Origin of the sequence: Rhodococcus koreensis (genome assembly GCF_017068375.1) — a bacterium.
GTDB classification, from domain to species: Bacteria; Actinomycetota; Actinomycetes; order Mycobacteriales; family Mycobacteriaceae; genus Rhodococcus_F; species Rhodococcus_F koreensis.
This window is the reverse complement of record NZ_CP070611.1, coordinates 207802-232193: the sequence shown is the minus strand read 5'-3', so window position 1 is coordinate 232193 and position 24392 is coordinate 207802. Positions and strand designations below refer to the sequence as shown.

Sequence of the window (24392 nt, the reverse complement as noted above, 5' to 3'; positions counted from 1 at the left end):
TTTGCGATACGAACGGCTGTCCTCTTGGTGGAACTCAATCTAGAATTCGGGGACGTTGTGTGTCAACCAACAGATCCCCGGCGTGTGTGACGTGGCCCCGCGCCGGGCCCTATTTCACTCAGTTAGTGCGACGGAGACCTGCGGTGATCGCTGCGGCAGCTTCGGAGAGTGCAGGCGCGACGGCGTACCGGATGTCGTCTACCGAATATCGACTCTTCTGCAGGGAGACGTTCAGTGCGGCAACGACCACGCCTTCGGGGTCGCGCACGGGAACGGCTGCGGATCGCATTCCCATCTCGAGCTCGTCAGTGACGGTGGACCACCCCTGCTCGACCACGTGGTTCACGTCCGACCGAAGGACTCGGCGATCGACGACGGTGCGGGGTGTGAGTTGCCGGAGAACCACCGTGGCAAAGTACTTGTCACGTTCCTCCGGAGAAAGATGGCCGATCAGGACCCTACCGGAGGCCGTGGCGTGCGCGGGGAAGCGGCTTCCCACCGCGATGGCAGCGGTCACGACCCGCTGGCTCGAAGCGCAGGCGACGCAAAGGATGTCCTCGCCGCTTAGCACTGTGACCGCTACGGTCTCGCCCAGGTCCGCGGCTAGACGGTCGATGCGCGGTTGTGCAACGCGAGGGAGATCGTGGGTGGCGAGGTAGGAATGCCCGAACGTCAGCACTAGCGGGGTCAAGGTGAATAGGCGGCCATCGAGCTGGAGATAGCCGAGCTCGACCAAGGTGAGCAAAAATCGGCGCGCGGTCCCGCGCGGAAGCCCGACCGAGGCGGCGACACTGGACAGGGTTCGAGCGGGGTGGTCCACGTCGAAGCAGCGCAGAACCGCGAAGGCGCGTTCGACAGAGTTGACCGTCACGATGGCGCCGCCGTCGTCCATCCTGCGACTCCACCCCCCGTTCGCCGTCTTGCGTCCCGTCCCGGCATGCAGGCGCGTTTGACCCCCGTAACGCGGAACAAGCACACTATACCGGTGCCATTGAATGAAATCTCTTCCGGTGACCGGAGCGCCGTGGTGTCGAAGGCCGCCGCTGTGCTGTTCGCGTTCACGTCAGACCATCCGGAACTACCCCTGCGAGACGTAGCTAAGCGGGCAGGCCTGCCGCCGAGCACGACGCGACGGCTCCTAGTTCAACTCGCAGAGGTCGGTCTGATCTCACAGCAGCCCGCAACCCAGCGCTACCGCCTTAGCCTTCAGCTGGCGCGGCTAGGAGCCGTCGCCCTCAGCGCATTCGACATTGTCGAACTCGCTCGTCCTGCCATGGCCGACCTCAGGGACAAGGTCGGTGAGGCCTCGATCCTCGGTAGGTTGAGCGGCAGCGGCGTCGTCTACCTCGCCGTCACCGATGCGGCGACCCCGATCCGCATCGCAATCCAGGCCGGCGACATCCGCCCGGCCCACGGATCGTCAATCGGCAAGGTCATGCTTGCAGCGATGACCAACTCGGAACTCGACGCCTGGCTCGCCGCCCATGAGTTGACGCCGGTGACCCCGAACGCGCACACCACCGAGGACTCGCTGCAGCTCGATCTCGCCGATGTGCGACGGCGCGGCTACGCCCTCAACTACCGCGAGTCGAGCCTCGAGTTCGCCTCCGTCGCCGCCCCGATCTATGACCACACCGGCACCGCCGTCGCGGCACTGTCAATCGTTGGCCCGGCATACCGCATCCACCCCGAGCAGCTCACCGAGGTAGCGAGCGATGTGATCGCGGCAGCAGCCAGGGTCACTGACGCCCTCGGAGGAGAACGCGTCGCCGCTCCGACTCACCTACCCCAGCCACCGACAACTTAGATCGCCGGCCAACCCGTGGCCGGGCAGGCATGTGGGGCGAGCGAGTCCGGTTCGTCGACCAGGTCCCGATCCGGGCCTATCGCCGTCAGAAGGGCGTTCAGCGCCTCGACCCTGGGTGACGAGGATCTCCCGCGCCGCCGTCGGGGAATCTGCACGGACAGGAACACCCGCCGCGACCAGATCGTCCGCGGTGAACCGGTCCGCCTCCCCCGCCCGATTGCCGGTGCTCGGCCAGGAGTCGAAGTGCGCGCCGACGTAGGCATTGTCGCCCAGATACGGGCGGTCGTTATACTTCGTCGGCGCCGTGACCGCAGCAGCATTCGAGTCCGTGGCGAGGGTGGTCGGCAGCCGCAATGTCATACCTCGCACCCTCTCACCCCCAGGTGCTGGCGCCCGGGAACCGAGCCGAGGTGGTCGCTACGCGCCGGGCCTGGAATCAGGGCGGTGTCGGCCGCGGCGCGGCCGCCGGCGGTCTCCGGCAGAAGTGTGCGGGCCTTCTCCGCCAGGTCCGGCAGGCCGAGCGCACCCCGCCAATCCCGGTAGGCCCGAGCCGGGGGGCCAGAGCCAGTTCCTCGTCCACCAGCACCACCAGGCTGGTGGGGTACGCGACGCGGGCCACGAACCGGGCGATCTCGTCGGCTGGCAGAATCTTCCCGAGCGGCGGCGTGGTTGCTGCATCGGTCAAGGCATCTCCCCCATTGTCAGAGCTGGACGTTGTGTGGACAGTATCGCGCTGTGGGCGTGGCCGTTCGGCCGTCACAGGGACATGTCATCTGCCCAGTTCAGTGATAGGAATGCGCGGTGATCGATGCGCACAAAGGATGGCTAGAAGGCGGGTGCACCACCACTCGCTTCTTCGGCGGCGTTGACCGCTGGAGGACTGCGAACCCGCCGCCCGGCCCTCGAGTTCGTGCCGCGGCGCGTCTGCAGCTTGGCCACTTCAGGCGCCCGCACCAGGCTCGCTGGTGGTATGCCCTGGCACTGACGATGCTCCTCACCGTAATCGCGGCGGCACTCACCATCGGCGCGCTCGATGACGTCCTGATGGTGTTGCTCGTGGCGATCGCACTCATGCTGGTCGGGATATTCGTGTACGCCGTCTACGCGCTGGCACTGGCGACTCGATCCCGCGCCTACCCCGTCACCCGGTGGCGGCACCGGTTTCGGGTGACGGGGCTGACGAACCCCCGCCAGCACAGTCGGGGCGGCGCTCACCGTCTACCTCCGCCGGGGCCGTGCGGTGACCTTCCACAACCACTTCCGATGGCCCGCAATCACACCCCAGCGGCCGCCGGTCGCGCGCCGGCTACGGCTCGAGCTACTGACCATTGCCGCCGAGGCCGGCCAAGTCGTCATCACGTTCACGACAGATGAACGCATCGCCACCACGTACAACAGGGACGGGTGGCGGGCACCCACCCCCGCCGAACGTCACGAGTACACGATCCCGACAACCACGAATCAAAACGGCGAGCTCACGCGGTGGGATCTGCTGTTCGATCCTCACGACGAAGAATGCGCAGCGACCCTCACAGCTGCACGAGCCGAACTCGCTACCTGAGAGACGCAGCTGTCGGTGGCTATGCGCCGCGGCGGGCGCGGGCGTTGTCCACCACGGACCGCCGCAGCACCCAGGTACCGCCGACACGGGTGGCCGGCAGCACCTTGCCCTTGATGGCCTTCAGCACGCCCTGCCGGGTCATCCCGAGCCCGTCGGCGGCCTCCTGCACCGACACCAGCGGCGGCAGGTCCATGGCATCGGTGAGGCGATCGAAATCGGCGGAGGTGAGCACTCGCAGCGACCGCAACGACCACGGGTAGGTCCCCAGCACCGCCAGCGCCGTCGAGGTGGCCTGGCGCACCGATTCGGCGGGGACGGTGAACACGACCTCGGCGTGGCCGAGTTCCGAGCGTCCGGCCGCGCCGCTGTACTCGGCGATCGGGCCGAGCAGGGCGTCGGCGTTCTCCTCGCCGAACGTCGCGTCCAGCTCGGCGACAACGTTGTACGACTCTGTCATTGGTCCGGATCCCTTCTGTGTTTGTCAGTGGTGTCAGGTTTGGGACAATGCAACTCGGGCCGGGGTGATATCAGCACCCCCGGCCCTTGTCAGATCAGCGCCGTGGAGGCCACTGGAATCCCGCTCGCTTCAAGTACGAGAGCGTGTTCCGGAACGATCGCGGGTCGCTCGCCGAGCCCGAGAAGATCGTGATGAGCTTCGCATCAGATGTCAGCGCGCACGGCGTGCCGGTAGCACCCACACCAACTTCCTATGCAGGCATGGAAGCGCAAAACGGCTGGCGGCTTTATGTCGGAGGTGTCTGCTATTGAGGAACGATGCACCACGGTGATATCGATTGGCAGTTCTCTGACAAGTACAACTGCTGGGACGAGTGGTACCCGCCCGAGCTCGGTATCGGCTATCTCTATGTCATTGAGTTCGACTCCGGCTGGATCAAGGCCGGGCACACCACCGACTGGTCGCGACGCCTCACTCAGATTCGGTGCGACTACCGCCCCTTTGGTTGGGCTTTCGCCCGGCCCCCCTGGAGATCGTGCGTGGTCTCCAACGAACCGAGGCCAGGCGGCGAACGGACCGACCTTCGGCGGATCGAGGGTGTCCTACTCGATGAGGCACGTCGCACCTCCGATGGCCACCGGTTCAACCCTGTCATCCCCGGTGTCGGCCGCGACCGATCCAAGCCCGCCGCAACCGAACTCTTCAGCGGATGCTCATTCGGCTACCTCACGGCATACGCGGAGGTCCTCGCCCGCACTGACGCACTCGTGTAGCCCTGCGACTGCGCCGAGGTGAACGGGATCGTATCGCCGGGGCAGTATGTTGCCGGTAGGACGGACTAGTCTTCGTCGCCGGGCTGGTGGTCTTCGTAGTGCCTGGCGGTGACTCCGAGGGTGATTCGGTCGTGTCCGGCGGCTGCTGCGACAGGTCCGGGCGGAGCAGCAGATCGGCCCCATGGATGGCTGGCTCCATCTGCCCGTCACTGCCGTCGTGGATGAGAAATCCCCGCCATTGCCGGCACACGAGCGCCGGCCCGTGGTCGTCGATCATCACGGAACGCAGTGCTGGGGCTTCGGGCCGGATACCTAGAAGTGCGACGACCTCGATCCTGGGTACGAGCGCGAACGGTTGCAGTCCGGCGCCGCGGCCTCGGGCTGGGGCGCCGGGTTGTCCTTCATATTCGATGAGCGCGGCGAGCGGCCCGTGCGCGGTTCGAAGGATTCGGGCGGCACGGTCGGCGTCCAGACCTGCAGCCAGATGGTTGTACCTCTGTATCCAAGGATTTGGAGGACTACTCGACAGCGGCATGCTGTCCTCCGGTGGAGGCCCATCGCACACCTCGAGTCCGGCTGCGATTAACACCTCCCTGGCCGGGACGGCGGGGTAGGTAGATGCAAACGTCGCTTGACATTCGACAAGCGCGACCTGAACCCACTCTTCGTACGGAGCCTCATGCACGCGCACGACCTGGCTGTCTGTTCTGGTGAGTTGGCGAACGTCGGCCAGCGCGACAGCGCCGGCTGGAGGCCATTCGCCTTCGTTGTCCACCCACGGGATGGGCGCCAGCGACCATCCGAGCGCACCGGCCCGCGTTGGTGGCCGTGGAACTCGAGAGGCCTCACTGCGCAGCGCCCACAGCCCGGTCGGTCCGAGCCGTTGTGCGAGTGAGTATTCGAACCGTCGGGGTTCGGTGAGGGCTCCTCCGAGCGCTCTGGCAGTCCGGATGCCGGCGGCACTGATCTGGAATTCGTTCTCGATTACTTCTTCGTCCGCGAAGTACGCGTCGGGGATGCGCCGACTGTTCGGCGACCGGAGGTGGTCGACTTGCGCACCAGCACGCTTGGCCAAGTCGTCGATGTGTGCGGCAACCCGGTCGATGATTGCTTCGCGAAGGCCCGGTGGCTTGTTTGCGTCTGCGAGGCGCTCATCGATGAACAGGCCGACGAGTCCTTCGGCCTGATCTTCGTGTTCGCGGTCGCTCACTCGCAGTCCTTCAGCAGCTTGCTGGCGTGCGAACTGGACCGTCGATGCCGGCGTGTCCGGAACCGGACGCCCGTGTACGTCGAGGATTCGTCCCGCGATGGCACGCACCGTGAGCCAGTCCGATCGTGCCAGTCGGGTCAACTCCGCAGCCATCTCGTCATTGAGTTCACCGGGCTGGAGGCAGTCCCGGACAATCTCGAGAAGCCACGTGGTCCGGCCAGCATCGAGCCCCGCGCTCAGAACTGGGGTGACCGACCGGATCCACGACGCACTGCGGGCGCGGGCGCGCGATCGCGGTGGTCGGGATCCGATGGCCTCGGCGGGGATGGTCGACGCCCAGGCGGTGAAGGGTGCCGACACCGTCGGGACGAATACGCTCGGTTGGGACGGCGCGAACGAGTCAATGGGCGCAAAAGGCACCTGGTGACCGACACGCTCGGCCTACTCGTGGTCGTGTTGGTGACGGCGAGAGCGTGCAGGACCGTGACGGCGGACGCCGGGTGCTGGCGCGGGCGAAGACGGCGATGCCCTCGATGGTCGTTGGTGCGGGCCGACGGCGGCTACGCCCGGAAGCTGGTCGCCTGGGTCGAAACGCACTGCCGAATCGCAGTGCATATCGTTCGGAACCCCGAAGGGCAGAACGGGTTTGCTGTCCTACCGTACCGCCGGAAGATCGAACGGACGCCGTCGTGGATGGTGCGCTGTCGCCGCCTCGACCACGACTATGAGCGCCTGGCCGCATACTCGGAGGCGTTCATCGAGTGCGCCATGATCGGGCTCATGACGCGACGACTCGCACCGACACCGGGGGCGCCGACCATGGCAATCGACCAGGCATTGCCGGTTACCCTTCGATTTTCGAAGGGCATATATGCGAACTTGCCGCCGTAGTCCACCCCTTGAGGCTCCGCATCAGACGGTAGCTTTGATGTCTGCACGAGGTCAGTCATCGAGATGTTGTCGAAGAAACCTCACAGTTTGCTCATGGGCGTCGACGGCTGCCCGACACGGCATGGCCACGAAGTTGTGCGGTGCCCCCGGATAGACTTGCAGTGCACTGGGATTCCCCGCTGCCATCCACCGCATATGCATGAACAGTGAATCCTCCAGGAGCGCATCGTCGGTGCCGACGACGAACAGAGCTGGGCAGAGGTTGGAGAGGTCTGCATAAAGCGGAGAGATGTCCGGGTCGTCGAGTTCTCGATCAGGTCCGACGAAGGCGTCGACATAGCCGCGTAGATCCGCAGTGCGAGGTCGGCTACGCTCGCTGCCGAACTGCCGGGCTCCGGGCGTGAGAGACAGATCGAAGAATCCGAATATGAAATGCGCCGCATCGACGGGGATGTCAGTCAGGCTCCGTATTCCGAGGAGTGTCAACGCAGCCAAATGAGCGCCTGCAGAATCGCCGCCGAGAACGAGTCGTCGAGTGCCCCAAATGGTCTCTGCATTCTCGGCTAACCACACCACCGCTGCAACGCAGTCTTCGACGGCTGCGGGAAACCTATTTTCAGGTGCGAGGCGGTACTCCACGCTGACACATGTCACGCCAGCATCGTCGGCGAGCGCTTCAAGCTTGTAGTCCTGGAGATCCGCGCCGCCCATGTACCAGCCGCCGCCGTGAATGTGGATATAGACACCGCGGGGAGAGCTGGACGAGATGACGCGGAGCATTATTTCGCCCGCGGGGCCTGGTATCGAGTATGTGCTGGCACGCGGCGATCGGATGATCGCCGGAAAACCGTCCGTTCCAGCCCTCTTCGCATCTCGTAGCGCACGTGCGTGCTCTGCAGTCCAGCCTGGGTTGTCAGGAATTCTCGACTTGGCAATAGCCGCAACGACGCGCGTGTCGGCCGGGATGTTCGATCTGTCGAACAGCGAGGGGTGGAGTTCGGTCATACGTCCTACTAGTTACGGAGACGCGGCATGGACAGTCACACCTCGGTGGTCAGGGCTATACGCTCAGCTCGCAGCTGGCTGCGTCTGACTTTTCCTGCTTCGTCACGCAGCGGAGCATCGGTGAACTCATAACTCGTCGGAAGCTTGTGCCGGGAAATCTTTTCCGACAGGAACTCCCGCAACGTGTCCCCGGTGGTCCGGTCAGCGCCTAGCGCTGTTAATCGGACAATGGCATGGACTACCGCTCCCAGGTCGTGGTCAGGCAGCCCGATCACGACCGCCAAGTCGACGTCTGGGTGTTCCGACAATGCATTCTCGACTTCGGCGGGGTAGATGTTCATCCCGCCGCGAATGATCAGGTCAGCACGACGGTCGGCAATATAGAGAAATCCATCTTCGTCAAGCCAGCCGTAGTCGCCTGTGCCTTCGAAACCGTCGCGCAATGGCCGCGGATCGGCGCCTATGTACCGATACGTCGATCCGGGCCCGGTATTCGGGAGAAACTCAACTTCTCCCACCTGGCCCGAGGATAGTGGTGCGCCGCTCGGATCGACGATGCGCACAGACGAATTGATCGGGCGACCTACCGAACCCCGGTGAGTGAGCCAGTCGTCGCCACTGATGACGGTGTTGCCGTGACGCTCGGTTCCGCCGTAGATCTCCCATACCCGCCCTGGACCCAGCCAATCGATCCATGCTTCTTTGAGCCACGTGGGGATGGGCGCTGCTGTATGCCAAACCGCGCGCAGTGATCCAAGGTCGTAACTAGTGCGAACCTCTTCGGGCAGGCTCCAGATTCGATTCATCATTGTAGGCACAAAGTTCGCCCAACTCAGACGATGATCCTGGATCAATCGTAGCGACTCTTCCGCATCGAAGCGGGTCATGCTGACGACACTATTCCCACGAAACAGAGCACCACACATGAACCTGAACGGCGCATTGTGAAACAGTGGTCCCGCGTTCAATACCGCCGCCCCCTGGGGCAATTCCAGCAGCGTAGCGTCAGTGTCGATCTCGCCTGGAGCGAGGTCGACGATCAACTTCGGCAGTCCAGAAGAACCACCAGATGCGATAACTTTCCAGCGGCTTCCGACGAGCGAGGGCAGTCGGTCAACGGTTTCGTCATCCAACCCGTAGTCAACGGAGACCGCCCCGGTCGCTCGGCGGACCTTTGGATCACGAGCGACCACAACTCGCGGGTTGGCGAGCTGAAGTACTGCCCTCAGCTCAGACATCGGCAACCTCGACGAAACGACAGCGGGTGTCGCACCGAGCTTCCAAATTGCGAAAGCGAATTCGAACACTGCATTCTCGTTCGGCAGGACGAGAGCGACGATGTCGTCTTGCTGCACCCCCAATTTCTTCAGCGCCCACGCTCGACGGTTAGCCCGAGTGTTCATCTCACCCCACGACAGCGAGTCGGCTCCGTGCCTAACACATAGCGTGTCGGCGCCTAGTCGTTTCGAATACCACCCTGGGATATCGCCCATCGGAATCAGATTCATGCACAACTCCTCAATTTGGCACTAGTGCTTTCAAGACCGAGCGAAAATCATGTTCACTCTCGCATAGTGAGACACAAACTTCGACGTCACCTCAGCTACCAACGGAACGGCAGATGAAAGGAGGAACTGTCGTATGCCGTGGAGTTCGGACTCAGGTCGACACCTGACCTGTCCCGCAGTAGCAGCGTGCACACGAGACTCACCGTCGCCATGCCAACGACATACCAACCGACCGAATGCAGTGAACCCATGCCGTTGAACAGCGCCGTTGCGATAGTAGGCGCGAACGCACCACCCAAGATCGATGCGAGTGCATACGTGAGGGCAACTCCGGAATACCGAATCCTCGCCGGGAAGAGTTCCGCTGTATACGCAGCAAGAGGCCCCGATGTCAGCATCGTGGCGAACATGAACACAGTCACGGCCAGAAATAGCATGGGGACACTACCGCTGTCCATCGCGTGCAGGAGCGGGAAAATCGTGGCAATGATCGCTACCCAGCCGCACACGTATATGCTTCGGCGTCCAATACGGTCGGACGCGAGCGCAGCTCCCACCAGGACGAACAGCCACAAGATGCCAGACACGGTAACTATATTGAACACTGCGCTCTTGGACATCTGACCTGCAGTTTGAGATCCGGTGACATAACTTTGCATGAATCCACCGACCACGACGTAGGACGCCGCGCTATTTGCCGCCAGAACAAGCGCAGCGACTATCACTAGGCCGGCCCGCTCACGGAACAGGACAACAAGCGGCGCACGTCGCGTCTCACCTTGGCGAGACATCTCGACGAAGGCGGGAGTTTCTTCGACTCGGCGTCGGATCCAGTACCCGACGAATACGAGTACTGCGCTGCACAAGAACGGGACGCGCCACCCCCACTCATCGAAGGCTTCGTCGTTCGGCACGATCGCCGTCATAAGGGAGAGAAAACCCGTGGCAACGAGAAGCCCGACTGGAGCGCCCAGCTGCACCGCTGACCCGAATCGTCCGCGCTGATTCGCCGGTGCCGATTCCACTGCCATCAGTGCAGCTCCTCCCCACTCTCCGCCTGCTGACAACCCTTGCCCGATTCGCAGCACCAACAGCAGAATTGGCGCAGCAATACCGATGGTATGGGGGGTCGGTAGCAGTCCGATCAGAGCGGTCGAACCACCCATCAGGAACAGGGTGTACATCAGCATCCGTCGACGACCAATTCGGTCGCCGAAATGTCCCGCGATCATCGCGCCGATCGGACGAAAGAGGAAGCTGATGCCGATAGTTGCAAGCGAGACCAGCACCGCTTGCTGCTCGCCGAGCGACGAGAAGAATACCGGGCCGAAGACCAACGCGGCGACCTGGGCGTACAGGAAGAAGTCGAACCATTCGATCGTTGTTCCCACGCCAGCCGCGAACAGGACTCGCCGGTTCTGCTGCCGTCGACCGATCCCTGCTGCACCCGCGGTGTCACCCACGGTCGTAGTCCTGTCCATTTACGAACTCCTTCGGGAACAAATCGCCGACTGGGCGAAAAATTGGATCACAGGTATGGGCGAGGTTGCATCAACCCATCGGCCGCGTTGCCGTCAACAGCATTCCGCGAAGGCCAGGTCAGTGGATTCAATCCAGTTGATATGATGCGCCTCACTCAGTACCCTAGCTATCGGTCGAGTCACAAACCAATGCCTGATCTACATTGCGCCCATGCCGGATTCGGCACTTGTGCAGGTCGAGGACCGTAGTTGACTCTGATGTCGTCCACGACACACAACCAAGGAGTCAATCGGTGGAGTTCACAGGCAGGGCCGCACTCGTGACCGGAGCTGGCAGCGGGATCGGTCGAGCGATCAGCCTTTCGCTGGCTGCAGGTGACGCATTCGTCTGGGTTTCCGACTTCGACGAAAACGCGGCTGCGGGCACAGTTCACTTGATAGAGAACGCTGGCGGTCGCGCCGAGGCGATCGGCCTGGATGTCCGGTCCGAGCCGCAATGGGAAGCCGCATTCTCCCGATGTGATGAAGCAATCGAACGATTGACCACCCTGGTCAACTGCGCCGGAAAGGCCGCTACCGGCGACACCTTCTCGATGTCCCTCGAACGGTTCAGGGACATCATGGCGATCAACGCGGAGGGGACATTTCTGGGTATGAAACATGGGATTCCACGTATCTCAGGATCAGGCGGCGGTGCGGTCATCAACATCTCGTCCCTCGCCGGACTCAGGGGAATCGCAGGAATGACCGCGTACTCAGGATCCAAGGGTGCGATCCGAATGATGACCAAGTCAGTGGCACTCGAATGCGCCGGGCTCTACAACGGCGTTCGAGTAAACTCCGTACACCCCGGCGTCGTCGACACACCCGCGTGGCGAGCCATCCTCGCGGACGTCGATCCAGAAGTACGTGCTAGAGACCGAGTTCCCATTGGTGTCGCCTGCACCCCAGCCGAGGTAGCCGACACTGTGTACTTCCTGGCTTCTGATTCCGCACGTCACATCACTGGCACCGAGATTGTCATCGATGGCGGGATGACGGCTGGATGAGTTGCATAAAGGCCACGGCACTCCTGCGGGTGCCGTGGCCTACGTCTGTCGGTCGCGCAGACGTAATGACGCATAGGCGACTGAAACCGACGCGCCGTCACAGAACCCTATTAGCGCGGGTAGTACTCGTCGAATACTTGCGATTCCAGCTGCCACATGAATGCGCGGCTGAGCTTTCCGTCCGCGATCTCATAGACGCACAACCGCGGAACTACAAGGTCGGGTTTGCCGGCTTGATGGTGCCGTTGATGTATCAATGCCGCTACCATCGTGTCTCCGGCCAACAGGATGGTGGGGGTCCCGACGAGTTCGACTCTGCCACCGTTGAGTTCATGCAGACGCCGTAGGTATTGCGCAGCCTCGTCCGCGTTGTTCACTGTGCCCGAAACAGCCGAGTTTCCTGCAATGTAGGCAGGCTTGTCCTCGGCGTAGAAGCTGACCATACGCGCGACGCTTTCCGGTCCGCCATCTCCATGCGCTGCGTAATAGTCGGTCAGCAACTGAAAATTCTCGCTTGGGGTCGCCACTGAGGTTCTCCTTCTTCTAGGTGCAGAGATTGGATCAATTCTCATTGCCCCGGTCTAGCCCGGCGATTGTCGTCGGTTCCTGGCTCCAACGGTGTCCTCGCCACCGTGGCTATCCGGTTCATAGTCATGTAATAGCCAATTGCGACAATAGCTTCGACCAATTCTTCGGCAGTCAGATAGCGCGAGACACGCTCGAAAACTTCGTCTTCTACTTCCCCGACGGAAATCACCTGCCGTCCAAAAGCCAGCAGAGCCCGGTCTGCCCGATCGAAGACACCATGAGACAAGTCGAGTGCCTCGATCCGACCGACCATCGGGGCCGACACACCACATTGCTCGGCCACTGCACGATGTTGGATCCAGACATAATCACATCGGTTCAGCCGCGCCGCAAGCAGGATCAACATTTCCCGGTACCTCGGAGACAGCGTCTGCTCCTTCATGACGGCCCGTCCCAGAGCCAACTGCTGGACGACGCACGATGTCGCATGCGCCATCGTCGCCACGATATTCAGCCGAGTAGGACGGCTACGTAGGATCTCGCCGACACCTCCTGTCACCGCGTCGATATCCACGAGAGGTAGCCGCTGGACCGCTTCCACATCACTGCTCACGTTGCACATACCCGCCGCCGTTGTTCCCGATCATGCACGACCAGCGGTGCGATAGTCGCCGAATCTTCCGTCCCGCTGATCGAGCGCACCTGTGATGCCGCGCCTGAGCTCACTGACGTAGTCGATGACCTCCGGTGTAAACCACGCTTGTGCCTGAACATCTGTCCCAGCACGGACTCCGTTGCGGATACCCATTGCCTCCATCTGACGATGAAGGGAACGCTTGTTCATCTGCTGCAGAGGCGTTGGGACCTTCGCAACCCTCTCAGCAACGTCCAGGACAGCGTCTTCAAGTTTTTCGATAGGATACGAGCGGTTCGCGAAACCCAGCTCGGCCGCCTCCACTCCGGAGATCGAGTCACCCGTCAACATCATCTCCATCGCCGGCCGCATCCCGATCATCCACGGAAAGAACTGATTGTCCGGCGGACTCATGAGTCGAACCGGGGGATATCCGATCTCCGCATCATCCGCAACGTAAACGAGATCACAGGATGCCGCGAGTTCAGTGCCGCCAGCCAGGCAGTAGCCGTGGACTTCCGCGATGAGCGGCTTCGCCATATCCCACATTCGGAAGCATCCGTCGACCACGTGTCGCGCCCAATAGCCGATACCGGAAGCCGTGTAATACGGCGGGGTAGTCGCAGGCTTGTTCCCGCCGCCGCCTGCAGAACCCTGAGTGAGATCGTAGCCGGACGAGAAGCATTTGCCCGCGCCACGCAGAACAATCACACGCACGGAATCGTCGGCATCCGCATGTTCGAGAACTGCGAACAACTCTCGCCGGAGTTCGTAGCTCATCGCATTCCGCTTTTCAGGACGATTGAGCGTAATACGAAGAATGTTCGCACGAGGTCGGTCGACCTTTATGAACTCGAGAAGGTCGTATACAAGCATTTCCTGATCGAATTCTGTCATATCTAGTGTCAGCTCCAGTGTTCGTCGATTGACGAATCGTAGCTCCGAACCAGAAGTACAGACCAATGCCAACCGCTAATAGGAGCCATGTCAAACCTGCACACCAATCCCATTGCATTTATCGATGCCGCCTTCGATGATCAAGTGCAGTGGCACAACGTCGTAGCCAAGGGCGAAATACCGAACCCTGAGGACAATAAGAAAACATCGAGACGTGGGAGCCAAGCACTAGTGACGCAGAAATCGACCAGTTCCGCAGACGGCGGAATCTTCAGACGCGAAACAAAGGGAATGTGCGTCGAACCCGTGGTGGTACAGCTCGAGCGTGGACGCCTCACATCGTTCGCGCGGCTATTGGCGGAGCGTGATCCAATATTCCTCGATCCGGCAGCAGCGCGGGCAATGCACTATCCCGACGTCGTCGCGTCGCCTTCCTTCCCGTCGACGATAGAAATGCTGGCAAAGGACAAACGGTACGATCGTGGCGTTCCGAATCTGACAGACCTGGTCGGATGCGACTACCGCTTCCTGCTTCACGGCGAGCAGCACTACAGCTACCTGGGCCTGATGTACGCGGGCGACGAGGTCACGGTCTCGGGAGAGGTGCTCGATTTCTACGACAAGAAGGGCGGCCTCTTGGAATTCGTCGTACTCGGATCAACCATTTCCCACCCGGAGCGAGGGGTATTGGTCCGCGCCAGGCGAACACTGGTGCATAGGCTGGTGTCCTGAGATGTCCGAGGATCGGTCGACCGACCAGCTTATAGCAGGACCGCTGCTACCCGAGATACGATTCGGGCCGATCACGCGGTCCATGCTCGCGCTCTACGCGGGTGTCTCTGGAGATCACGACCCGGTTCACATCGACATCGATTTCGCGCAGGCAGCTGGCCACGAGGACGTGTTTGCGCACGGGATGCTGACCTTCGGTGTGCTGGCGCGCGTCGTCAGCGAGTGGTGTGGGGTCGAACGCCTGATCTCCTTCGAGGCCCGCTTCGTCTCGATCACACACTTACACGACCTGATCACTTGCAGCGCGGCCGTGATCGAATGTTTCGAAGTGAACGGGGGCCGCCGGGCACGTCTGCGGGTCACTGCACTCGTGCAGAACAACCGCACGACCATTACCGGCGAGGCCGTCGTGGCCCTCGACGGTAGGTGGCCGTCGTAGCCCTCGACGGTAGGTGGCCGTCGTAGCCCTCGACGGTAGGTGGCCGTAGCACTGCATCGTCGGATTCGATAGCTTCATCGACCCGGATGCTTCTGCCCACGGCGTATTGTCAGCGGCAGTGATTATCACCGCACGTCACCGTGTCCACCGCTTTGTGACCACTTCGGGATCCTGCTGGCGTTGGGCGAATTGCCCACTGCGCACGCCGATCGAGAGTTAACATGAATTTCCTGAGCCTGCAGTATTTCTTGATCATTGCCGAACGTGGCGTCATCACTCAAGCTGCCGCCGAATTGCACATCACGCAGCCCGCTCTCACTCGCCATGTGGCACAACTGGAACGTGAGCTGGGCGTCAAATTGTTGATGAGACATGGCCGCGGTGTGCGACTGACAGAGGCCGGTCAGCTACTTCAGATCAGGGGTAAAGCCATTCTCGCCGATGTTGACAGATTGTCCGATGATCTGGTGGCCCAGCAGTCCGAACCGCGTGGGTCACTGGCAATCGGGCTACCGTATGCCTGGTCGGAGACCCTCACTGCACCGGTTGTCAAGCGGTTCAACGCTAGATTCCCCGATGTGCAGCTCACGGTCATCGCCGACTCGAGCGAAACTCTCGAGAGCATGCTCAAGGCGCAATATATCGACTTCGCTGTGCTGACAACAAACGAAAACGACCAAGAAGTCGCCGCTCGGCCAATAGTGCACGATCGCGTATACCTTTTCGGCCAGAAGGGGTCAGGCCTCGCCGAACTCGATGAGATCTCCCTTGCCGATCTAGCGGAGCGTCCCACAATCCGGCAACACAACGCGGTCGTTGCGTCAAAGCGAACAGATCAGAGGCTCGCTCGTTTCGGTAGGTCACAAAACGTCCTGGTCAATACGAGTTCGTCGATGATGCTCGAACTAGCGGACCTGGGTCTCGGATACGTCGTGATGGCTGGTTGTGCCACCGGTTCTCGCCGGTACGAGATGGAAACTGTTCCGATCGTAGACCATTCCATCACTTGGACGATTGGAACACTGCGTACCCGCCCGGTCACCGCCGCGATGACAGCCTTCGAGGCACTCCTAACAGCGGAGATTCGGGAGCGAGCAGCCTCGGGGGAATGGCCCGGAGTCGTCCTGATCGAAGCGGGCCTCCACCAGGCTAAGCCTTCCCGACCGATCGACGAGACATTGCCAAATTGAGGTGCGCTCCGGCATCGATGATCAGTGTCTCGCCGGTGATCGCTGCCGCCTCCGCCCCACAGAGAAAAACAATTCCGCCCGCGATATCTGCGGCCGAGGATGCACGTTCCAGCGGAGTATCCGACGCCACCCTCTCTACAGTCTCCGAGTAGTCATCCGGTGACAGGCGGTCTTCGTACCACCGCGTAGCGACGAACCCCGGACATACCACATTGACTCTGAGCTGCGGTGCCAGCGCGCGCGCCATAGTCCGAGTCAGGTTGATCAGCGCGGCCTTGGACGCGCCGTAGGCGGCCGAGGAGCCTCCCCCGAACACACCCGCGATAGAGGCAACGTTCACGATCGCACCACCGGTGCGACGCATGCCAGGCTCAACTGCCCGGGTCATCTGATATGCCCCAATGACGTTCGTACGATATATATCTACGAAGTCCTCATCGGACAGGCCGTCCAGATCTACGTGCGGCACGAACTTCGTCGCCGCCGCATTGTTCACCAAGATGTCGACGGTGCCGCCGAGTTGTTCCCCCGCTGTTGCGACGAGTCGACGGCAGTCCTCGTCGACTCCGACGTCTGCTGCCAAGGCCACCGCCTGAACCCCCAATTCGCGGCACACCTGTGCAGTCTCCTCGGCCTCGTCGCGGCTAACGCGGTAGTTGATAGCGACGTCCGAGCCACGTTCGGCTAATTTCATCGAGGTGGCGCGGCCGATGCCGGTACCACCGCCTGTGACAATGGAAATTTTTCCGCTCAAATCCATGGAAATTCCAGTTCCCTATTCAGTATTCAGTAATCGTATGCGGCCGACACGTAGCCCAGTCCTTCGAACGTCGCCTCGACTTTGGCATTCGGCTTTGCGTATAGAAGCACAGACGGTGACAGCGTGGCCAGGACCTGGCCTGCACGAATTCCGTGGCGCTCCCGCGCTGTGTTCACTCCGACGAACACCAGAATGAACGGATCGACAACGGGATGACCGCCACGGATGTCGCCAACGATGCCACCGTCCATTTGCGAGACGATGCGCATCTTGTTGAAATCCACGGTCCGCCAATCCGAGTATGGATCACCGACAACAAACCCACCGCTCAGGGTGTTGTCGGAGTATCTTTCGAACGTTCTACCAGCGATTTCGTCGAGGTCATCCACATCGTACCGGGTTGCGAGAAATTCGATGGCCGGCGCAGCCTCAGTGGCCTGAGCAACCTCTTCGTATGAGTAGGGCTCTTCACGGGGTGGTAAATCCGACTTCGCGCGGAACACAATCTCGGGCTCCCAAATCCGAAGTCGAGACATTTCCACTGTGATACGTCCACCCGACGGCAAGACGTTGAATATCGGTGCGATCAAGTTGGGTTGACCTGCTTTGAACGGGAAGTAAAGCTTCCACCCCTGAACAGGCTGGCCTAACCTCTCTATGAGGCCGTCCAAAATTAGCTGGACGTCGGCGAACGAAGTGGGCCGGTACTGTTCTGGGATCCCGATCACCGGCCGATCAGTAGCAGTGCCGAGAAACAGCGAGCTAAGCAGGTCCGATGCGCGGCCCGCGCTAGCGAGATCCATAAATGCCTCCGTCGTTTTCCAGATTGGTCCGTCTACAGCGCCGATTCGTGGGCTTAACCCCAGGCATACCAAAATTAGCTCGGCCCCTACCCCGGTGCATCGCCTTCGGCACCGCGACATAAGAAAAGTAATCCGAAAAGGTCACGGCGACTACCCCAAATTTCGACATTGGAGATATAACGGATCTGTCGATCGATACGAGTCGTTGCGGGCCTGCCATAACTGTTCTACATATCGGCCATAACGGTAATAGGTGTGGAGCCAACCAGAAAAAACCACTAAGGTGTCAGTACCGAGGACGACGTCAGCCGCGATAAAGGGCTAGTGGAGAATGGAGCAAAGCGAATGTCCGAAGATCTGGATGTAAGTCCCCTAGTCCAGAGTTGGAGTGTGGGCACGACGAGAATCACAAGTGTGCTGGAGATGGCACCGCAGATCGTTGATCCAGCCAGATTCATTCAGACAGATCGCAGTGACGTCCGACAAATCGAGTGGCTCTTTCCGGACTTCGCGGACGAGGACGGAAGCATCAAGCTAAATTTTCAGATCTTCGTGATCGAGGCTGGAAATCTACGAATTGTTGTTGATCCGTGCTTCGGCAACGACAAACAGCGAAAACATACGTCGTACACAATGTTGAAGAATCCTCTTCTGGAACGGCTGGAGTCAGCCGGATTCCATCCAGACACCATCGACTACGTAGTCTGCACTCATCTCCATGCGGATCACTGCGGATGGAACACCGTGCTTGCAAACGGTATATGGGTGCCGACGTTCGCAAACGCACAGTATCTGATCACAGAGGCAGAGTACGAGCATGCTGCAAACTCCGAGTACGGCGACGCGCAGGCGGTCTTGGCAGATTCGGTCACTCCGATTGTCATTGCAGGGCTGGCGAGGTTCGTGGACCCGAGCCACGTGATTTGTGAGGGTGTATGCCTCGAACCCACGCCTGGGCACACTCCCGGACACTGCTCGGTCTTCATTTCGTCCGAAGGTCGGGAAGCGATTATCACCGGGGACCTTATTCACCACCCTATCCAACTTGCTTTTCCCCAGGTGGGAGATAATTTCTGCTGGAATTCAGTCATGTCCGAAAACACTCGCCGCCGAATTCTTGGACGCGCCGCCGATAGCGGTGCGCTCCTTCTGGGGTCGCACTTCTCGGGACCCGTGGGCATATACGTTCAACCGGACGGAACGAAGCGGCGAGGGAGAACAGCACACTGGCAGGCGGGCAACAACAGATGAATGCGACGACGACGGCAACCGATTCACGGAATGCTGCCGGCGAGGTCATGTTTGCCTTGCGTCAAACGTCTTTGGGCGGTCCGGAGGTCCTACAACTGGCCGAGGTTCCTCGGCCAGTTGTAGGACCTGGGGAGATTCTAATCGGGGTGCATGCCGCCGGGCTCAACCCTACCGACTTCAAGCACCGTGCTTCGCGCATCTTTCTGCCAGCCCCACCATTTACTTTGGGTTGGGACGTATCTGGCACCGTTGTCAGCACTGGCCCCGGTGTGACCCTCTTTCAACCGGGCGACGACGTATTCGGGATGCTGCCGTATCCGCACGGTGTCGGCTCCCATGCCGAGTACGTTGCCGGTCCTACCCGTGCCTTTGTCATCAAACCTGCAGGAGTAAGCCATATTCAGGCGGCCGCGCTGCCGTTGGCTGCTCTGACTGCATGGCAGGCGCTGGTGGACACTGCGCGCCTGCGCCGAGGCCAACGGGTCCTAATTCACGCCGCCGCCGGTGGCGTCGGTCATCTCGCTGTACAGATCGCCAAAGAGCTTGGCGCTCATGTGACAGGAACAGCAAGCGCCCCGAAGCATTCCTTCCTAAGTGAGATTGGTGCAGATGCCTGCGTCGACTACCGTTCGGAGGACTTCACCGACATCGATGAACCATACGATGTGGTGCTGGATTCGCTGGGCGGCGCGACCTCTACCCGTTCGGTCCGCGTCCTCCGCCCAGGGGGCTCCCTCGTGTCCTTGCAGCGTAGCGACCCGGACACCGCGGCAGTTGCGGAGACCGCGCAGGTACGTGCCGTCGGATTGATCGTCGAACATGACCAGGCTGGAATGCAAGCTATCGCCGACCTCGCCGCGCGGGGACGACTTCGCGCCCACATATCGGCAGTCTTCACCCTGGCCGAAGCCGCTCGAGCCCACGCTGTGGGAGAAGCTGGCCGCACAACCGGAAAACTCGTTATCTCCGTGTGTTGATCATGAAAGGTGCGGAAAGCATAATTCACGGCGCCGACTTCTGAGCGCCCGAAATTCCGTTCAAGTTCGCCACTCATCAAGTCAGGCAACGGTGCGGTAGATGCATGCCAGCTTTGAATGTTTGCTAGTGTCCTGAGTCGTTAATCGTTTTATTTATTCTGGTGCAGTAGCGGGCGACGCTGGCGAGGATCTCGTCCGCGGTCTTGGTCCACACGAAGGGTTTCGGGTCGTCGTTCCACGCGGCGATCCAGGCGTTCACGCCGTCTTCGAGGGCTATGATGCTGCGGTGGGATGAGCGGCGGAGTTTACGGTTGGTCAACGCGGCGAACCAGCGCTCAACGAGGTTGAGCCAGCTACCCGAGGTGGGGGCGAAATGCAGGTGAAACCGCGGATGGCTGGCCAGCCATTTCGGTCAAGTCCATGGGGTGGTGTACGAGTTCGTCGCGTGACTCCTCGTTGGTAAGTCAGGCAGTCAAGGCCGGTGTCACCTCCTCGGTGGACCCGGTGCTGTCGGTGGGCTTGTCGTTGCGGGAGCGGGCCAGAACGTCCAGGCCGAGATAGCGCCGTCCTTCGATCCACTCGTCGTGTTGTTCGGCCAGGACCGCACCGACGAGCCGGATCAGGGTGGTACGATCCGGGAAGATTCCGACCACATCGGTTCTCCTGCGGATTTCCCTATTGAGGCGCTCCTGCGGATTGTTGCTCCAGATCTGTTTCCAAATCTGCTTGGGAAATGCGTTGAACGCCAACAGGTCCGGCCGTGCCGCGTCGAGGTGGTCGGCGACCCTCGGCAACTTCTCCGACAGTGCACCGATGATTCGATCATATTGGGCATGAACAGAATCCGCGTCGGGTTGGTCGTAGACCGAGTGCAGCAACGTCTTCACCCAAGGCCACGATGCCTTCTCCGGTCACCGTCATGCCCCCAGGCACTACGTGCAGGAGGTACCCGGTTCGTCGAATAGTGCGTTCGGCACCTCTGCCACGAGGCGCCCGGCAGGGTCGCGCCGATCGCCGCCACCAACCCGGCGTGCGCATCGGAAGTCACCAACCGCACCCCGGACAGGCCGCGGGCGACCAGCGATCGGAAGAAAGCCAGCCAGCCGGCACCGTCCTCGGACGAGGTCACATCCACGCCCAGGATCTCGCGGTACCCCTCGGCGTTCACCCCGGCCGCGACCAGGGCGTGCAGGTTCACCACCCGACCGTTTCTCCCGCACCTTGAGCACCAGGGCGTCGGCGGCGACGAACGTGTACGGCCCGGCATCGAGCGGCCGGCTGCGGAACGCCTCGACCTGGGTGTCGAGTTCCTTGGCCATCACGGACACCTGCGACTTGGCTCCCCCAAGCACTGAAATAGATCGGGTTAGACCTTCACAAGCACCTCCGGAGGTGTCACGAAGGAAGTGAACATCAAACACTTTCCTCGGAGGATCGGGGACGTGGCCGCGTCGCCCGTGACACCCCCGGAGGTGCGCTCGTGTCTGTGCACGTTGTCCCAGCCACATCATCCACCATCGTCGTCGCCATCGATGTCGGCAAGAACGTCGCTGCCATCTCCGCGACCGATTCGTCCCGTCGTCGTGTACTCCCACCGACTCATGTCGCGTTGACCCGGTCGGGTCTGGATTCCGTCGTCACACGGATCCAGTCCGCCTCCGATGCACCAATCCAGGTCAGGGTCGGCGTCGAAGCCGCCGGCCACTATCATCAGCCGGTCCTGGGTTACACCTGGCCCTCCGGCGGGGAACTTGTGGAGGTCAACCCGGCACGAGTGGCTCAGCAACGGAAGATCTTCGGTCGGCGCCGGGTGAAGACCGACACGATCGACCTCGACGCCCTCACCGAACTGCTGCTAGCAGGACAGGGCATCCCGGTGATCAGTCGCAGCGACGTGTGCGCCGAGCTGAGCGCCTGGTCCGCGCACCGGTCCCGCCGCGTCCTGACCGCACACGGCCACGATGATCCAGCTCACCACCCAACTCGACCGCGCGTTCCCCGGTGTCGGCACCGTCATCTCGGACCTGTTCGGCACCGGGATCGGCCGTCTGGTCATCGCCGAATTCACCGACCCGACGCATCTGACAAAGCTCGGGACCAAAGGGTTGATCGCTTTCGCCGCCGACCACGGATTGCGGCTCGAACACCCACGGGCGGAGCGTCTGGTCGCAGCCGCCGCCGATGCCTTACCGACTCCCCATGCAGCGTTGGCGCGACAGGCGATCGCCAGGGATCGGATTCTGTTGGCCGACTTGGAAGCCCAGATCACCGAAGCGACAGCACGGATCGCGGAACTGATCCCGGCCAGCCCGTTCGAGACGTTGATGTCGGTGCCCGGATGGGGACCGGCGCGTATCGGTAATTATGCAGGGGCTCTCGGTGATCCGGAACGATGGGCCCGGCCCAGATCTACCGAGCCTCTGGATTGGTGCCAGCCCAGTATGAATCCGCCGGCAAGCGTCGAGACGGACACATCAGCAGAGAAGGGAGCGTGCCGCTGCGCCGCGCCCTGATCGAACTCGGTTTCGGCTTGCGTCACAACGAGCCAGCGGCGAAGCGGTACGCAGCGGACTTGAAGCTGCGCGGCAAGCCGAACAGGGTCATCGGGTGCGCGTTGGCGCACCGCGCCAACCGAGTCGCCTACGCCCTGGTGCGGGACCGGGCCGCATTCGACCCGGGCTACTGGCGGCGAGAGGAGTCCTGACCACCAACCCGACCCCCGAGGATCTTCCGCTCGGCCACGAACGGTGGAACGCTGGAGGGTGACGAAGGACCGGAATCGATGCCGCAAGCACTGTGGCGGACCCTCGGACGAGGGCCACGCCGTACGAAGCCTGGCAGGCACCCGGCCCTTCGCCTTTCGCCGCAGCCCGCACATCGCCGGATGACCCACGCATCTCCGAGTGAGGTCGCACACGTCAGCACGGGCGCTGGACACCCCCGCTTAACAGCACGACCACCGGTCGGCCCAGGCCGCACACCAATACGCTCGCATTTCGACCGAGCGGCGTGAAGTCATGCCAGAGCCCCGCTTGACAACACCTATAGCCGGCTTCGTGCAGGGAGGTACCCCCAGGCTGGTAATGCCCAACGTGTCGACGAGCCGGTCCATCCGCCGGGTGGAGACCCCGAGCAGGAAGCAGGTGGCAACCACCGAGGTCAGGGCCTTTTCGGCGCGTTTGCGCGCTCGAGCAACCAATCGGGGAAGTACGAACCGGACCGCAGCTTCGGGATCGCCACGTCGAGGGTTCCGACGCGGGTGTCGAAGTCGCGGTGCCGGTATCCGTCACGAGAGTTGGTGCGCTCGTCGGAGCGTTGTCCGAAGCCGGCGCCGCACAGTGCGTCGGCCTCGGCGCCCATCAGGGTGTGGATGAACATCGTCAGCAGCTCGCGCAGCAGGTCGGGGCTTGCACCGGTGAGTCGGTCGGTCAGGATCTGCTGCAGGTCGATATCGTGGGCACTGGTCATCGCGTGGTCCAACACCCGAGTGACTTTGGTAGGTCTCTCGAAGAGTCACGCGATGGCCACCTTCATAGGGCTACGACACGCCGGTCAGATGCGGAACCGGTCCGTACACCATCTTCATGGACGCAACCGCCATTTCTTGATCGCTAGGGTCTTGTGTGTTGCGTAGTTGTCACAGATCAGCTGCAAGTACAGCTCGGCAGGGGTGTTGGCGTCGATGGTTTTGAGAAACCGCAGGAACTCCTGGGGCCGGTGGCGACGCTGGTGCTGGCCGATGACCTTGCCGGTGGCGACATCCAACGCCGCGAACAGGCTCGTGGTGCCGTAGCGGACGTAGTCGTGCGTCTTACGTTCGGGCGCACCCGGCATCATCGGCAGCATCGGCGCGGTGCGATCGAGCGCCTGCATCTGCGATTTCTCGTCCACCGCCAGCACTATCGCCTTGTTGGGAGGATCGAGGTACAACCCCACCACGTCACGGACCTTGTCGATGAACAGTGGATCGGTCGACAAATTTCACGTGTCCACCAGGTGCGGTTGGAGACCAAATGTCCTCCAGATCCGCGAAATCGCCGTCTGGGACATCCCGGTCGCCGCCGCCATCGACCGGGTCGACCAGTGACTGTCACGGTTAGCCTGCTGCTCCTCCAGGGTCTTGGTGATCACCCTCTCAACCTGGGCATCGCTCAGCTTGCGCGGCGCACCCGACCGGGCCTCGTCATTTAAGCCTTCCAGTCGATCCTCAACAAATCGCTTGCGCCACTTGCCAACAGTGGGCAGCGACACCCTCAATTGTCGCGAGACAGGGTGGCTACGAGCGGTGTGCCCGGTCGATACCATCCGAACACCTCCCCTATCCGCTCGCCAAATCGGGCTCCCCGGTCGTGATGACCACAAACCCGACAACCACACACTGCCGGAGAACCACATGAATTCCCCTCTTCCTCACCCAACTGGCCGCCCACTTCGTCGGG

The 24392-nt window shown here is 61.7% G+C and carries 24 protein-coding genes and 6 pseudogenes; 13 read left to right on the top strand and 17 right to left on the bottom strand.

The genetic code is table 11. The annotated features are described in order from the left end of the window. Positions 1-118: 118 nt before the first annotated feature. Positions 119-892 carry an IclR family transcriptional regulator domain-containing protein gene (locus tag JWS14_RS47655; RefSeq protein ID WP_133988404.1) on the bottom strand — a complete coding sequence of 258 codons (774 nt, stop codon included), beginning with the start codon at positions 890-892 and terminating at the stop codon, positions 119-121. 93 nt (positions 893-985) lie between these two features. Here JWS14_RS47655 and JWS14_RS47650 point away from each other — a divergent pair, with 93 nt between their 5' ends. Further along, positions 986-1807, top strand: coding sequence for an IclR family transcriptional regulator (locus JWS14_RS47650; RefSeq protein ID WP_206017127.1), 822 nt, complete (start codon positions 986-988; stop codon positions 1805-1807). Here JWS14_RS47650 and JWS14_RS50985 read toward each other — a convergent pair. Then, on the bottom strand, positions 1784-2167 hold the full coding sequence (locus tag JWS14_RS50985) for a DUF6308 family protein (protein WP_241031902.1): 384 nt from the start codon (positions 2165-2167) through the stop codon (positions 1784-1786). The genes JWS14_RS47650 and JWS14_RS50985 overlap by 24 nt on opposite strands. A gap of 76 nt (positions 2168-2243) precedes the next feature. Further along, on the bottom strand, positions 2244-2492 hold the full coding sequence (locus JWS14_RS47645; protein ID WP_241031901.1) for a hypothetical protein: 249 nt from the start codon (positions 2490-2492) through the stop codon (positions 2244-2246). Between the two features lie 555 nt (positions 2493-3047). Here JWS14_RS47645 and JWS14_RS50980 point away from each other — a divergent pair. Then, positions 3048-3368 (top strand): hypothetical protein, encoded by a 321-nt coding sequence (locus JWS14_RS50980; RefSeq protein ID WP_241031900.1) that lies wholly within the window; start codon positions 3048-3050, stop codon positions 3366-3368. Between the two features lie 19 nt (positions 3369-3387). On the opposite strand, the gene JWS14_RS47635 is transcribed toward JWS14_RS50980, so the two are convergent. Continuing rightward, positions 3388-3825, bottom strand: coding sequence for a helix-turn-helix domain-containing protein (locus JWS14_RS47635; RefSeq protein WP_206017126.1), 438 nt, complete (start codon positions 3823-3825; stop codon positions 3388-3390). A gap of 143 nt (positions 3826-3968) precedes the next feature. On the opposite strand from JWS14_RS47635, the gene JWS14_RS47630 reads away from it, so the two are divergent. From JWS14_RS47630 to JWS14_RS52130, 4 genes and pseudogenes are all read left to right on the top strand, one after another. Then, positions 3969-4136, top strand: a complete 168-nt coding sequence (locus JWS14_RS47630) for a hypothetical protein (protein ID WP_206017125.1) — start codon at positions 3969-3971, stop codon at positions 4134-4136. A gap of 6 nt (positions 4137-4142) precedes the next feature. Continuing rightward, positions 4143-4598, top strand: a complete 456-nt coding sequence (locus tag JWS14_RS47625) for a hypothetical protein (RefSeq protein ID WP_206017124.1) — start codon at positions 4143-4145, stop codon at positions 4596-4598. Positions 4599-6055: 1457 nt separating this feature from the next. Continuing rightward, complete coding sequence (locus tag JWS14_RS47620; protein ID WP_206017123.1) at positions 6056-6235, top strand: hypothetical protein; 180 nt, start codon at positions 6056-6058, stop codon at positions 6233-6235. Next, a pseudogene (locus tag JWS14_RS52130) lies at positions 6232-6519 on the top strand (hypothetical protein); the annotation flags it as partial. The gene JWS14_RS47620 and the pseudogene JWS14_RS52130, both read left to right, overlap by 4 nt. A gap of 11 nt (positions 6520-6530) precedes the next feature. On the opposite strand, the gene JWS14_RS50975 reads toward JWS14_RS52130, so the two are convergent. The 4 genes from JWS14_RS50975 to JWS14_RS47600 all read right to left on the bottom strand — a co-directional run bounded on the left by JWS14_RS50975 (position 6531) and on the right by JWS14_RS47600 (position 10675). After that, on the bottom strand, positions 6531-6758 hold the full coding sequence (locus tag JWS14_RS50975) for a hypothetical protein (RefSeq protein WP_241031899.1): 228 nt from the start codon (positions 6756-6758) through the stop codon (positions 6531-6533). Next, the gene (locus JWS14_RS47610) at positions 6751-7704 is read right to left on the bottom strand and encodes an alpha/beta hydrolase (RefSeq protein ID WP_206017121.1); all 954 of its coding nucleotides are present in this window, start codon (positions 7702-7704) and stop codon (positions 6751-6753) included. Before JWS14_RS47610 ends, JWS14_RS50975 begins: the two co-directional genes overlap by 8 nt. Before the next feature lie 35 nt (positions 7705-7739). Further along, positions 7740-9212, bottom strand: a complete 1473-nt coding sequence (locus tag JWS14_RS47605) for an AMP-binding protein (RefSeq protein ID WP_206017120.1) — start codon at positions 9210-9212, stop codon at positions 7740-7742. A 95-nt stretch (positions 9213-9307) separates the two neighbouring features. Further along, complete coding sequence (locus JWS14_RS47600) at positions 9308-10675, bottom strand: MFS transporter (protein WP_241031898.1); 1368 nt, start codon at positions 10673-10675, stop codon at positions 9308-9310. A gap of 311 nt (positions 10676-10986) precedes the next feature. On the opposite strand from JWS14_RS47600, the gene JWS14_RS47595 reads away from it, so the two are divergent. Continuing rightward, positions 10987-11742 (top strand): SDR family NAD(P)-dependent oxidoreductase, encoded by a 756-nt coding sequence (locus JWS14_RS47595; protein ID WP_206017118.1) that lies wholly within the window; start codon positions 10987-10989, stop codon positions 11740-11742. Between the two features lie 110 nt (positions 11743-11852). Here JWS14_RS47595 and JWS14_RS47590 read toward each other — a convergent pair whose 3' ends face one another. From JWS14_RS47590 to JWS14_RS47580, 3 genes are all read right to left on the bottom strand, one after another. Beyond that, entirely contained in the window at positions 11853-12269 is a 417-nt protein-coding gene (locus JWS14_RS47590) for a hypothetical protein (RefSeq protein WP_206017117.1), read from the bottom strand. Between the two features lie 41 nt (positions 12270-12310). Continuing rightward, complete coding sequence (locus JWS14_RS47585) at positions 12311-12844, bottom strand: carboxymuconolactone decarboxylase family protein (RefSeq protein ID WP_206017116.1); 534 nt, start codon at positions 12842-12844, stop codon at positions 12311-12313. 69 nt (positions 12845-12913) lie between these two features. Next, positions 12914-13801 carry an enoyl-CoA hydratase-related protein gene (locus tag JWS14_RS47580; RefSeq protein ID WP_206017115.1) on the bottom strand — a complete coding sequence of 296 codons (888 nt, stop codon included), beginning with the start codon at positions 13799-13801 and terminating at the stop codon, positions 12914-12916. An 87-nt stretch (positions 13802-13888) separates the two neighbouring features. On the opposite strand from JWS14_RS47580, the gene JWS14_RS47575 reads away from it, so the two are divergent. From JWS14_RS47575 to JWS14_RS47565, 3 genes are all read left to right on the top strand, one after another. After that, the gene (locus JWS14_RS47575; RefSeq protein WP_206017114.1) at positions 13889-14533 is read left to right on the top strand and encodes an FAS1-like dehydratase domain-containing protein; all 645 of its coding nucleotides are present in this window, start codon (positions 13889-13891) and stop codon (positions 14531-14533) included. A 1-nt stretch (position 14534) separates the two neighbouring features. Continuing rightward, positions 14535-14972, top strand: a complete 438-nt coding sequence (locus JWS14_RS47570; RefSeq protein WP_206017113.1) for a MaoC/PaaZ C-terminal domain-containing protein — start codon at positions 14535-14537, stop codon at positions 14970-14972. A gap of 221 nt (positions 14973-15193) precedes the next feature. Beyond that, the gene (locus JWS14_RS47565; RefSeq protein WP_206017112.1) at positions 15194-16162 is read left to right on the top strand and encodes a LysR family transcriptional regulator; all 969 of its coding nucleotides are present in this window, start codon (positions 15194-15196) and stop codon (positions 16160-16162) included. On the opposite strand, the gene JWS14_RS47560 is transcribed toward JWS14_RS47565, so the two are convergent. Then, entirely contained in the window at positions 16122-16922 is an 801-nt protein-coding gene (locus tag JWS14_RS47560) for an SDR family NAD(P)-dependent oxidoreductase (protein ID WP_206017111.1), read from the bottom strand. The genes JWS14_RS47565 and JWS14_RS47560 overlap by 41 nt on opposite strands. A gap of 26 nt (positions 16923-16948) precedes the next feature. Then, a complete protein-coding gene (locus JWS14_RS47555; protein ID WP_206017110.1) occupies positions 16949-17725 on the bottom strand; it encodes a hypothetical protein in 777 nt (258 codons plus the stop codon). Between the two features lie 345 nt (positions 17726-18070). Between JWS14_RS47555 and JWS14_RS47550 the strand changes: the two genes are divergently transcribed. Together JWS14_RS47550 and JWS14_RS47545 are read left to right on the top strand one after the other, a co-directional pair. Next, complete coding sequence (locus tag JWS14_RS47550; protein ID WP_206017109.1) at positions 18071-18976, top strand: MBL fold metallo-hydrolase; 906 nt, start codon at positions 18071-18073, stop codon at positions 18974-18976. Next, positions 18973-19953, top strand: a complete 981-nt coding sequence (locus JWS14_RS47545; protein WP_241031896.1) for an NADP-dependent oxidoreductase — start codon at positions 18973-18975, stop codon at positions 19951-19953. Before JWS14_RS47550 ends, JWS14_RS47545 begins: the two co-directional genes overlap by 4 nt. A gap of 124 nt (positions 19954-20077) precedes the next feature. Here JWS14_RS47545 and JWS14_RS50970 read toward each other — a convergent pair. Beyond that, a pseudogene (locus tag JWS14_RS50970) lies at positions 20078-20359 on the bottom strand (IS630 family transposase); the annotation flags it as partial. 58 nt (positions 20360-20417) lie between these two features. After that, positions 20418-21359, bottom strand: a pseudogene (locus JWS14_RS47540) (IS256 family transposase); the annotation flags it as partial. Between the two features lie 74 nt (positions 21360-21433). On the opposite strand from JWS14_RS47540, the pseudogene JWS14_RS52300 reads away from it, so the two are divergent. Continuing rightward, a pseudogene (locus JWS14_RS52300) lies at positions 21434-22657 on the top strand (IS110 family RNA-guided transposase). A gap of 369 nt (positions 22658-23026) precedes the next feature. Here JWS14_RS52300 and JWS14_RS47530 read toward each other — a convergent pair. After that, positions 23027-23421 (bottom strand): annotated as a pseudogene (locus JWS14_RS47530) (transposase); the annotation flags it as partial. Between the two features lie 120 nt (positions 23422-23541). After that, positions 23542-24348, bottom strand: a pseudogene (locus JWS14_RS47525) (IS630 family transposase); the annotation flags it as partial. Between the last annotated feature and the right edge of the window lie 44 nt (positions 24349-24392).